This is a genomic window from Phenylobacterium sp., assembly GCF_030697305.1.
Taxonomy (GTDB): domain Bacteria; phylum Pseudomonadota; class Alphaproteobacteria; order Caulobacterales; family Caulobacteraceae; genus Phenylobacterium.
On the sequence record NZ_JAUYQL010000068.1, the window covers coordinates 46309 to 55940 of the forward strand.

Annotated in this window: 12 protein-coding genes and 1 pseudogene; 6 read left to right on the forward strand and 7 right to left on the reverse strand. The window is 70.1% G+C overall.

Going from position 1 to position 9632, the window contains the following annotated elements; genetic code table 11:
• The first annotated feature begins 21 nt into the window (after window positions 1-21).
• The gene (locus Q8R27_RS08105) at window positions 22-825 is read left to right on the forward strand and encodes a methyltransferase (RefSeq protein WP_305698535.1); all 804 of its coding nucleotides are present in this window, start codon (window positions 22-24) and stop codon (window positions 823-825) included.
• Here Q8R27_RS08105 and Q8R27_RS08110 read toward each other — a convergent pair.
• Entirely contained in the window at window positions 812-2026 is a 1215-nt protein-coding gene (locus tag Q8R27_RS08110) for a winged helix-turn-helix domain-containing protein (protein WP_305698536.1), read from the reverse strand. The genes Q8R27_RS08105 and Q8R27_RS08110 overlap by 14 nt on opposite strands.
• Entirely contained in the window at window positions 2023-3003 is a 981-nt protein-coding gene (locus tag Q8R27_RS08115) for an aldo/keto reductase (protein ID WP_305698537.1), read from the reverse strand. The genes Q8R27_RS08110 and Q8R27_RS08115 overlap by 4 nt, the downstream gene beginning before the upstream one ends.
• A 175-nt stretch (window positions 3004-3178) precedes the next feature.
• Between Q8R27_RS08115 and Q8R27_RS08120 the strand changes: the two genes are divergently transcribed.
• Window positions 3179-3952 carry an enoyl-CoA hydratase gene (locus tag Q8R27_RS08120; RefSeq protein WP_305698538.1) on the forward strand — a complete coding sequence of 258 codons (774 nt, stop codon included), beginning with the start codon at window positions 3179-3181 and terminating at the stop codon, window positions 3950-3952.
• 6 nt (window positions 3953-3958) lie between these two features.
• Here the strand turns inward: Q8R27_RS08120 and Q8R27_RS08125 are convergent, their stop codons facing one another.
• Both Q8R27_RS08125 and purE read right to left on the reverse strand, forming a co-directional pair.
• On the reverse strand, window positions 3959-5041 hold the full coding sequence (locus tag Q8R27_RS08125; RefSeq protein ID WP_305698539.1) for a 5-(carboxyamino)imidazole ribonucleotide synthase: 1083 nt from the start codon (window positions 5039-5041) through the stop codon (window positions 3959-3961).
• 5 nt (window positions 5042-5046) lie between these two features.
• Window positions 5047-5553 (reverse strand): 5-(carboxyamino)imidazole ribonucleotide mutase, encoded by a 507-nt coding sequence (gene purE / locus Q8R27_RS08130; protein WP_305698540.1) that lies wholly within the window; start codon window positions 5551-5553, stop codon window positions 5047-5049.
• 106 nt (window positions 5554-5659) lie between these two features.
• Between purE and Q8R27_RS08135 the strand changes: the two genes are divergently transcribed.
• Window positions 5660-6382, forward strand: coding sequence for a GGDEF domain-containing protein (locus Q8R27_RS08135; protein ID WP_305698541.1), 723 nt, complete (start codon window positions 5660-5662; stop codon window positions 6380-6382).
• 3 nt (window positions 6383-6385) lie between these two features.
• Here Q8R27_RS08135 and Q8R27_RS08140 read toward each other — a convergent pair whose 3' ends face one another.
• Both Q8R27_RS08140 and Q8R27_RS08145 read right to left on the reverse strand, forming a co-directional pair.
• Window positions 6386-6772: a YciI family protein gene (locus Q8R27_RS08140; protein WP_305698542.1), complete on the reverse strand. Its 387-nt coding sequence runs from the start codon at window positions 6770-6772 to the stop codon at window positions 6386-6388.
• 76 nt (window positions 6773-6848) lie between these two features.
• Entirely contained in the window at window positions 6849-7619 is a 771-nt protein-coding gene (locus Q8R27_RS08145) for a hypothetical protein (protein WP_305698543.1), read from the reverse strand.
• A gap of 121 nt (window positions 7620-7740) precedes the next feature.
• On the opposite strand from Q8R27_RS08145, the gene Q8R27_RS08150 reads away from it, so the two are divergent.
• The 3 genes from Q8R27_RS08150 (at window position 7741) to Q8R27_RS08160 (ending at window position 9427) form a co-directional block, all read left to right on the forward strand.
• Window positions 7741-8277 carry a GNAT family N-acetyltransferase gene (locus Q8R27_RS08150; protein WP_305698544.1) on the forward strand — a complete coding sequence of 179 codons (537 nt, stop codon included), beginning with the start codon at window positions 7741-7743 and terminating at the stop codon, window positions 8275-8277.
• Between the two features lie 95 nt (window positions 8278-8372).
• A complete protein-coding gene (locus Q8R27_RS08155; RefSeq protein WP_305698545.1) occupies window positions 8373-9080 on the forward strand; it encodes a DUF6544 family protein in 708 nt (235 codons plus the stop codon).
• Window positions 9077-9427: a hypothetical protein gene (locus tag Q8R27_RS08160; protein WP_305698546.1), complete on the forward strand. Its 351-nt coding sequence runs from the start codon at window positions 9077-9079 to the stop codon at window positions 9425-9427. Before Q8R27_RS08155 ends, Q8R27_RS08160 begins: the two co-directional genes overlap by 4 nt.
• Before the next feature lie 7 nt (window positions 9428-9434).
• Here Q8R27_RS08160 and Q8R27_RS08165 read toward each other — a convergent pair.
• Window positions 9435-9632 (reverse strand): annotated as a pseudogene (locus Q8R27_RS08165) (DUF1343 domain-containing protein); the annotation flags it as partial.

Genomic DNA, 9632 nt, shown 5'->3' on the forward strand with positions numbered 1-9632 from the left:
GAGCGCCTATAGGCTGCGGCCATGACCTACATGGAGAAGGTGGTCCAGTGGCTGCGCCAGCGGCTGGACCGCGAGCCGCCGCTGGCCGACCCGCGCGAGCTGAGTCAGGCGCTGCGGGTGTTGGCGCTGTGGCGCGCCTCGGTGGTGGTCGACGCCTACGTCCGCCATCACGGCCTGAAGGTCTACCAGGGGCCGTTCGAGGGCATGGAGTATGTGCGCGAGGCGACTGAAGGGGCCATCGCGCCCCGGCTGATCGGCTCCTACGAGTCGGAGCTGCATCCGCACCTGGAGCGCCTGATCGCCGCCGACCTGGACTGCGTCGTCGATGTGGGGTGCGCCGAGGGCTACTACGCCGTCGGCCTGGCGCGGCGCATGCCGAACGCGGTGGTCTACGCCTATGACATCAACGCGGCGGCCCGTGCGGCCTGTGTCGAGCTCGCCGCGCGCAACGGCGTGGGCGACCGGGTGGTGGTGCGCGAGCTGTTCGAACCACAGGCGCTGGCCGAGTTCGAGGGTCGGCGCGTGCTGCTGATGATGGACGTGGAGGGCGCCGAGGACGACCTGCTGCGGCCTGACCTGGCGCCGGCGATGGCGGGGATGGACATCATCGTCGAGACCCACGACGTCTACCGGCCCGGCGTGCTGGAGCGGATCACCGAACGCTTCGCCACCACCCACGACATCCTGCGGCTGGACCAGGAGGGCAAGGGCCACGCGCTACCGCCCTGGCTGCGCGGCGCGGCGCATCTCGACCAGTTGCTGGCGGTGTGGGAGTGGCGGGCCTTGGCGACGCCCTGGCTGGTGATGACGCCTAAGCGGCGCTGAGCGCGAGGGACAGCGCTGGCGCGAGGTCGCCGGAAGGCTGGGCCCGGACGTCGGCCAGCCCCAGCCAGCCCGCCATCAACCGAAGCTCGGCGGCCAGCAGCTCCGGGGTGGCTGTCGTGGCGTCGGGCTCCGCATGCGACGACTGGACAAGCAGCACGCCCGCCTGGCGGTCAGCCTTCAGGTCGACGCGCGCCGTGATCGCCTCGCCCTGCAGGAACGGCAGGACGTAGTAGCCGTGGGTGCGCTTGTGCGCAGGCGTGTAGATCTCCAACCGGACGCGCACGCCGAACAGCCGTTCGGTGCGTTCGCGAAACCAGATCAGGTTGTCGAACGGGGACAGCAACGCGTTGGCGATGATGCGCCTGGGCCGCCTGGCGTCTGGGTGGAGGAACGCAGGCTGGCCCCAGCCGTCGACGGTGACCGCCTGCAGCTCGCCGGCCTCGACCAGTTCGCCGATCCGCGCGCGGGTCTCTTGAGGTCCCATGCGGAAATAGTCGCCGAGGTCGCGGGCGGTGGCGACGCCTTGCGCGGCCGCCGCGATGCGGATCAGCGCGCGCTGGGCCTCGTCGCGCGGCGGCGTCGGGACGGCTGAGATGGCCTTGGGCAGCACCTTGTCAGGCAGGCCATAGACGCGCTCGAAGGTCCTGCGTCGGGTCTGAGTGGTCAGAGCCCCCGCCCAGAACAGGCATTCCACCGCGCGCTTAGCGTCGCTCCAGCCCCACCAGCCGCCGCGTCCCTTGGCCCCCAGCTCCAGCTCGCCGGCCGACAGCGGGCCGCGCGCCGCGACCTGCGCCAGGGCGTCGGCGATCACGCCGGGATGCTCGCGCATGAACTGGGCGATGCCCTTCCAGGCGCCGACCCCTTCTCGTGCGTCCTGCATCCGCCAGCGCAGCAAAGGCTGGGTGCCCAGCGGGAGCAGAGAGGCCTCGTGCCCCCAGTACTCGAACAGCGCCGGGCGCTTGCCCCAGGCCAGTGTCTCCAGAGCCTCGCGGGGATAGGCGCCCAGCCGCGAGAACAGCGGCATGTAGTGGGTGCGCGTCACCACATTGACCGAGTCGATCTGCACCACGCCCAGGGCGTCGATCGCACGGAGCAGGCGCGCAGGACCCACCGGCCCGCTCGGGCGCGGCGCGGCGAAACCCTGCGCCCCCAGTGCGATCCGCCGGGCTTCGCGCGCGCTCAGGACTCCTTCACGGCTCACGCGTGGTCGAGCACCGGCTTGGACGCGTAGGGCGCCTCGAGTGCGGCGACCTCTTCGGGCGTCAGCTTGAAGTCCGACGCGGTGATCACTTCGTCGAGCTGGCCGAGCTTCGAGGCTCCGACGATCGGCGAAGTGATCGCCGGATTGTTCAGCACCCAGGCCAGCGCCACCTGCATGTTGGTCGCGCCGCGGTCCTGCGCGACCTTGCTGACCGCCTCGACCACCGCGTAGTCGGCGTCGCGGAAATACAGGCGATCGGCGAAGGCGTCGGTGCGCGCCCGCTCGGTGTTGCCCTGTCTTGGACCGGCGCGGCCGCCGGCCAGGAACCCGCGCGCCAGCGGCGACCAGGGGATCACGCCGACGCCCTCGGCCTTGCACAACGGCAGCATCTCGCGCTCTTCCTCGCGATAGACGAGGTTGTACTGCGGCTGCATCGAGACGAACTTCGCCCAGCCGTTCTTCTCCGACACCGACAGCATCTTGGCGAACTGCCAGGCGTACATGGACGAGGCGCCGATGTAGCGGGCCTTGCCCGCGCGCACGACGTCGTTCAGCGCCTCCATCGTCTCCTCGATCGGCGTGTCGTAGTCGAAGCGGTGGATCTGATAGAGGTCGACATAGTCGGTCCCCAGCCGCTTCAGGCTGGCGTCGATGGCTTCCAGGATGTGTTTGCGCGACAGGCCCTTTTGGTTGGCGCCCGGCCCCATCTCGCCGTGCACCTTGGTGGCAAGCACGACCTCCTCGCGCTTGGCGTAGGTGCGCAGCGCCTTGCCGGTGACCTCTTCGCTGACGCCCTGCGAATAGACGTCGGCTGTGTCGAAGAAGTTGATCCCCCGCTCGATCGCCAGCTTGAAGAAGGGCATGGCTTCGGCCTCGTCCAGCACCCAGCTCCGCCACTGGCTGGTTCCGTAGGTCATGCATCCCAGGCAAAGGCGCGAGACCTTCAGGCCGGTGTTTCCAAGCCGCACATAGTCCATCGGGCGTCTCCCTTATGGTTCGTTCCGTCTGATCGGCGGAGTTGTCGGTTTCTTCTGGCGGATCGTCGGCGCGACGGCGGCGCCTCGGCCCGGCGCCGCGAAGCTGACAGCGGCGACCTCGCGGCCTACACCCTGAGGGAGCGCAAGCCACGCTGGCAAGCAGGAGAATCGTAAAATGACCGCCGCCCTGGTCCTCGTCGAGCGCCCCCGCGACGGGCTCGCCGTCGTCACCCTGAACCGCCCCGAGGCGATGAATGCACTGTCGACGGCGCTGCGCCGAGAGATCGTGGCGGCGTTCCAGGCCTTGTGCGCGGATCCGACGGCGAGGGTGGTGGTGCTGACCGGTGCGGGCAGGGGCTTCTGCGCCGGCCTCGACCTGCGCGAGATCGGGGCCGACGCCAGCAAGGTGGTGTCGGAGGCCGCCGACGACCCGGTGGCCGCCGTGCTGGCTTTCACCGGCCCGGTGATCGGTGCGATCAACGGCGTGGCGATCACCGGCGGCCTGGAGCTGGCCCTGGCCTGCGACGTTCGTATCGCCAGCGAGACCGCGCGCTTCGCCGACACCCATGGCCGCGTCGGCGTGATGCCGGGCTGGGGCCTGTCGCAGAAGCTCAGTCGGATGATTGGCCTGCCGCGCGCCAAGGAGATGGCGTTCACTGGCAACTTCGTGCCCGCCGCCAAGGCCGAGGCCTGGGGCCTGGTGAACCGGGTGGTCTCAGGCGAAGAGCTGATGAGCGAGGCGCTGGCCCTGGCCGACGACATGCTGTCGCTCGATCCGGCGATGCTGCCGAAGTACAAGGCGCTGATCGACGACGGCTACGCGCTGCCGTTCGGCGAGGCTCTGGCGCTGGAGGCGGCCCGCGCCAACGAACACAACAACGCCCTGTCGTCCGGCGACCTGGGCGCGCGGCGCGAGGCGGTGGTGGCCCGCGGGCGCGTCCAGACCTGAGCGCGCTCAGGCGAGCGGCTTCACCCGGTTGACGTGGCCCATCTTGCGGCCGGCCTTGGCCTCGCGCTTGCCGTAGAGGTGGATGCGGGTCTCGGGCTCGCCCGCGAACCGCGCCCAGCCGTTGGCCTCTTCGCCCAGCAGGTTCAGCATCTCTACCTGCGCGACTGCACGCGTGGGCCCGAGCGGCCAGCCGGCTACGGCGCGCACGTGCTGCTCGAACTGGTCGACCTCGCAACCGTCCTGGGTCCAATGGCCGGTGTTGTGGACGCGGGGGGCGATCTCGTTGACCAGCAGTTCGCCGTCCTTCAGCTCGAACAGCTCGACCCCCAGCACGCCGACGTAGTCGAGGCCGGTGAGGATCTGCGCAGCGATTCGCTCGGCCTTGGCGCGGGTGGCGGCGGTGGCGCGGGCCGGCGCGATCGTGCGGCGCAGCACGCCGTGCTCATGATGGTTCTCACCCAGTGGATAGGTGGCGATCGCGCCGTCGCGACCGCGCGCGGCGATGATCGACAGCTCGCGCACGAAGTCGGCCGGCGCCTCCAGGATCACCGGGCGCGCGCCCAGTTCGGCGAACACGCGGGCGGCGTCGGCGGCGTGCTCGACCCAGCGCTGACCCTTGCCGTCGTAGCCGTCTCGGCGAGTCTTCATCAGCACCGGCGCGCCCAGGCGGGCGACGCCCTCGCTCGCTTCCTCGGCGCTGTCGGCGGCGGCGAAGGCGACGGTGCGAACGCCCGCGGCGTTGAGGAAGGTCTTCTCGTCGACGCGGTCCTGGGCCACGGCCAGCGCCTGGGGGCCGGGGGCCACGGCGACGCCCAGCGCGGTCAGGCTCTCGACCGACGCGGCGGGCACGTTCTCGAACTCGAAGGTGACCACCTGGGCGAGCCCGGCCAAGGTCCGCAGCGCCTCTGTGTCGTCATAGGCGGCGGTGATCAGGTGGGCGGCGACCCGGCCGGCCGGCGCGTCGGGATCGGGATCGAGGATCGCCACGTCGAAGCCCAGCCTGCCGGCGGCCAAGGCCAGCATGCGGCCGAGCTGGCCGCCGCCGAGGATCCCCAGAACGGCGCCGGGGGCGAGAGGTTCGAACGCCATGCGGCTCAGGCGTCTTCGACGGTGTCGGACACGGCCGCAGTCTGGCGGCGGCGCAGTTCGACCAGCCGCTCGCTGAGCGCGGGATCCGACAGCGCCAGGATCTGGGCCGCCAGCAGGCCGGCGTTGCGTGCGCCCGCCTCGCCGATCGCCAAGGCGCCGACCGGCACGCCGCCGGGCATCTGGACGATGGACAACAGGCTGTCCATGCCCTTGAGCGCCTTGCTCTCGATGGGCACGCCCAGCACAGGAAGTTCGGTCAGGGAGGCGGTCATGCCGGGCAGGTGCGCGGCGCCGCCGGCCCCGGCGATGATCACCTTCACGCCTCGCGCCTTGGCGGTGGTGGCGAACGCGTACATCCGCTGCGGCGTGCGATGGGCGGACACCACCTTGGCCTCGTAGGCGACGCCCAGGCTGTCCAGGGATTCCGCCGCCGCGCGCATCGTCGGCCAGTCGGACCGGCTGCCCATGATGATCGCGACCGGCGCGGCCCGATCGGGGATGGTCTCGGCCATCTGAACTACGCCCCTGCGACGAAAGGCGCGGAGTATAGGGCGGGGCTTTGCGCCCGCAACCAGGACGGCTAAGATTCCTAAGGTCCCTAAAACCAAGGCTGATTCCATGCGGATCACCGGTGCGCGAACCGATCCCTATGCGGCGGGCGCAGCCGCGCCTGCGGCGCCGCAGGCCCGCGCCGTCGCCGCGCCCGCGCAGGCTGCGCCGGTGGACCGCGCCGACTTCCTGGGCGTGGGCGCTGCGGAGCTGACGCCGGCGGTGCAGGCGGCGCTCACCGCCCTGCTCAGCGAACTGGAGTCCCTGCGGGGTGAAGTCACGCGACTGAAGGAACAGCTCGGTTCGGCCATGGAGCTGGCCGACCGCGACGCCCTGACCCCTTTGCTGAACCGACGAGCGTTCCTGCGCGAACTGCACCGTGTGCGCACCTTCGCGCAGCGCTACGGCGGGCCGGCCAGCCTGGTCTATTTCGATCTGGACGGGTTCAAGTCGGTAAACGACCGCTTCGGCCATGCGGCCGGCGACGCGGCGCTGCAGGCGGTGGCCGAGCGGCTGAGCGCGAATGTGCGCGAGTCCGATGTGGTCGGGCGCATGGGCGGCGACGAGTTCGCGGTGATCCTGGTGCAGGCCGACGCCGCCGCGGCGGAGGCCAAAGCCCAGGCGCTGGTCGCGGCGATCGAGGCCGCGCCGATCGAGTTCGGCGAATGGACCGCGCCGTTGCACGTCTCGTACGGCGTCACCCAGATCGAGCCCGACAGCGATCCCGAGGCCACCCTGGCCATCGTCGACGCGGCGATGTTCGCCCGCAAGCGCGCGCGGCGGGAGGGGTAGGGACTACTCCGCAGCCTCGGTCACCGGGAACGCGACGCCGGGCAGATAGAGTTGAACGGGACGGATCTCGTACACCGCCGTCGGGTTTGCGCGGCGCAGGTCGCGGGCGGCCTGGATCGCCGCCGCCTGATCGGCGCAGTCGACCACATAGAGCCCCAGCAGTTGCTCCTTGGTCTCGGCGAACGGTCCGTCGATCACCATGCCCACGCCGGGGCCGCGCAGCGTCACTGCGCGCGCCGTGCCGCCCAGCCGCGCGGCGGGGCCCAGCCGCCCCGCTTCGTGGAGCGCGTCGTGGACCTTTTGCAACTCGACCATGAGTGCGGCGTCCTCGTCAGGCGTCCAGGACGTGACCAGGTCTTCCTCGTGATAGGCCAGGATCGCGTAGAGCATGCGGCGTCACCTTCTCATCCAAAGGGCGAAGTCGCCCTAAGGACGCGCCCGCCATGGCTTTCCCGACATCCTCGCGTCAGGCTGCGCCCAGCCGGCCGAGCAGCGTGGCGAGCGCATCCCACTGCGGCGTGGCGGCGATCAATGGGCGGGTGAGCTGGACGGCCAGCAGCGCCAGCCCTCCAACCACATAGACCCGGTGCGGCCGACCGCGCGTGCGCCAGTCGAACACCAGCACGGCCACGATCAGCAGGTCCGCGACGATCGCCGGCGGAACGGTGACGAACACCGGCGGCACCACCGGTTGTCCCGGGGGCGCCGGCGGGGCGAGAAAGGTCAGGAACCAGCGCGCGATCGGTGCGTCGAGCAGCGAGATCGTCGCCAGCAGCATCAACCGCTTGTGGGTCTCAGGGTCGCGCACCTTGGCGATGGCCAGTGTGAAGACGACCGCGAAGAAGATGATCCCGCTGACCTGCACCCAGGAGAAGGCGCGGATCGCCGGCCCCATGCCCAACGGCTCGAGCTGATTGATCCGGAAGATCGCGGTGGTGAAAACGGTGAACACCATGCCGGTGGCGATGGCGACGCCCAGCACGCCCCATTCCCGGTGGGCCAGTGTCCGGCCACGGCTGACCAGCCAGGTCTGGGCGCACAGGAACAGCGTCCACGAGAAGAACAGCAGGCCGTGGACATGCACCAGAGGCGGCGCGGCGAACTTGCCGTTCGCCAATGGCAGGAAGTAGGTGGGCGCGAAGCCCAGCACGGCGACGGCGAGGCAGGTGAACGCCATCGTCAGGTAGAAGCTTCTGCCGCTCGCGGCGGCGGTTGCAGCGGATTGGGCGCTGGCCATGAAACGATCCCCGAGATCAGGCGCGGAGCTTAGCCTTAGAAGCGCGGCCGGCCAATCCTGCGAGGCCGGTCATGAGCGGCCTGGTTTGTCCCCCCGCGCTCGACGGGGTTAGGATCGCGTCATGCCAGCTGACGCCCGCCCCGCCTTCGATTTCCAGCCGCATCTCGCCGGCGACCTGGTCGACCTTCGTCCGATGCAGGCGTCCGACTGGGACGGCCTCTACGCCATCGGTTCGGACCCGCTGGTCTGGGCGCTGCATCCGGATCGCGGGCGCTATCGCGATGACGCTTTCCGCGCCTACTTCGAGGAGGGGTTGGCCTGCGGCGGCGCCTTGACGGCGGTCAGCCGCACGGACGGCGCGCTGATCGGGTCGTCGCGCTACTCGACGCTCTACACGCAAGCCGGCGAGGTCGAGATCGGCTGGACCTTCCTGGGGCGCGCCCATTGGGGCGGCCTCTACAACGCCGACATGAAGCGGCTGATGCTGGACCACGCCTTCCGGTTCGTGGACCACGTGGTCTTCCGCGTCGGCGAACACAATCTGCGCTCGCGGCGCGCGGTGGAGAAGATCGGCGCCCAGCTCACCACGCGCTCGCACACGGTGACGGTGGCCGGCCAGCCGTCGCGGCACGTGTTCTACCTCATCACCCGGCCCTAGAGAGCAAGGCGGCGATTGTCCCCCTAAAACGGGGCGAGGCGGCGTAGGATGGGATATCGAGCGCCGATCGCACGCGCTGTTTCCGGGCCAGTATCATGAGCCGATCGCCGGCGCCCCGTCATGACCTGCCGCCTGCTGTCGCCGACCTGGCTCGCCGCTGCGGGGCGCTTGCCGGCGATTGGGATTCCAGCGACGTGATCCTCACCCAGACCGGAGAGATGCGAGCAGACGCCGCCCACGACTGGGCCAGGTTCCGCGCCCGCCAGTCCATCGCGGTGGATCGGATCGGGTTCGTGTGGCGCGCGGCCACAGGCCCGCTGGGCAGTATCAGGGTGACGGATGCTCTCGATGATGCAGGCCCCAGGATCACGGTAACGGCGTTCGGCGTCCTCTCCCTTGCCCGGGTGGCGCGCGATGCGGCGCTGACCAAGGGCGAGCTCCAGCGCTACCTTGCAGAACTTCCCCTGGCCCCGGACGCCATCCTCCACAATCCAGAGCTGGGGTGGGAGGTCATGGACGCCTCGCGTCTGCGGGTTTCGGCGATCCATCGCGGCGTCCACGCCCACGTGGACCTGACCCTCAACGCCGATGGGCTTGTGGCTTCGGCGTTCGCCCCCGACCGGCCACGCCTGGAAGGCGGCGCCGCAATCGAGCGTCCGTGGGAGGGACGCTTCACCGACTACCGGGCCCACCACGGCCGAACTCTGCCATTCGCCGCCGAAGTCGCCTGGTTCATCGATGGTCAGCGGCTGTCCGTCTGGCGTGGCGCAATGCGCACGTGGGGCTTGGCCAACGCCCGATGACCGACGCTCAGCGCCTCACTGTCGTGCGCACGGCGCATACGGTGATCTACCTGGTGATGGCTTCGGCCGCATTCACGCTGCTCTACGCCGGCGTCAGCGGGAAGCACGGCCGATGGCTTTGGGCGGCGGTGATGCTGATGGGCGTCGAGATCGTCGTGTTCGTCTCCAGCGGGATGCGGTGCCCCCTCACCGCCATCGCCGAGCGGAACGGCGCCACGCGAACCGGCGTTTCCGACACCCTCCTGCCCGAGCGACTGACCCGTCACACGCTGGTGTTCTTCGGGCCGTTGATCGCATTGGCGTTCGCCTTGCTGGCGGCAAGGCTGTTCTGGTTCGGATGGCGTTGAGGCGCTTTCAGTACAGCAGGTAGTCGCGTCGCTCTTCGACCCAGGCCTGTTCGTCAGGATGGGTCAGGGCGTCCAAGTCGCCGGGCGTGGCGGCGGGGTCGTCGACCCACTCACGCAAGGCCGGACCGCCGTTGATCACGTCGATGGCCAGCTTGCCGACCTCGTACTCGTAGGCGAAGTCGCGCCACAGCGGATAGTCGGGGTG